This is a genomic window from Chryseobacterium sp. SIMBA_029 (genome assembly GCF_046535275.1).
GTDB lineage: Bacteria > Bacteroidota > Bacteroidia > Flavobacteriales > Weeksellaceae > Chryseobacterium.
This window is the reverse complement of record NZ_JAWRXA010000084.1, coordinates 1-371: the sequence shown is the minus strand read 5'-3', so window position 1 is coordinate 371 and position 371 is coordinate 1. Positions and strand designations below refer to the sequence as shown.

General features: G+C 30.2%; 1 pseudogene. It reads left to right on the top strand.

The features are described from left to right. A pseudogene (locus SB679_RS23330) lies at nt 1-371 on the top strand (integrase); the annotation flags it as partial.

The following is a 371-nucleotide window of genomic DNA, read 5'->3' as shown; positions in this document are numbered from 1 at the left end:
CAACAATGTAAATTTTGAATTTATAAGAAATTTTATTCTGTTTGGAAAGGATGAATCCTATAGTGAAAATACAATATACCGCACCCTAAACTTCATTAAAACCATCTTAAACTACATTGAAAGGAGGGGCATTACAACCAGTATCAGAGAATTTGAATTTAGACAAGAAAAATCACAAAGAGAAGTAATTACGCTCAGCGAAGAAGAAATTACTCAGATAAAAATTGCTGAGGTCCCTGAAGCTTTACAAAACTCAAAAGAATGGCTATTAATAAGTTGCTATACCGGACAGCGTATATCAGATTTTATGAATTTTAAAATTGATATGCTATTTGAAATCAATGGTAAGCTATGTATGAATTTTATTCAAC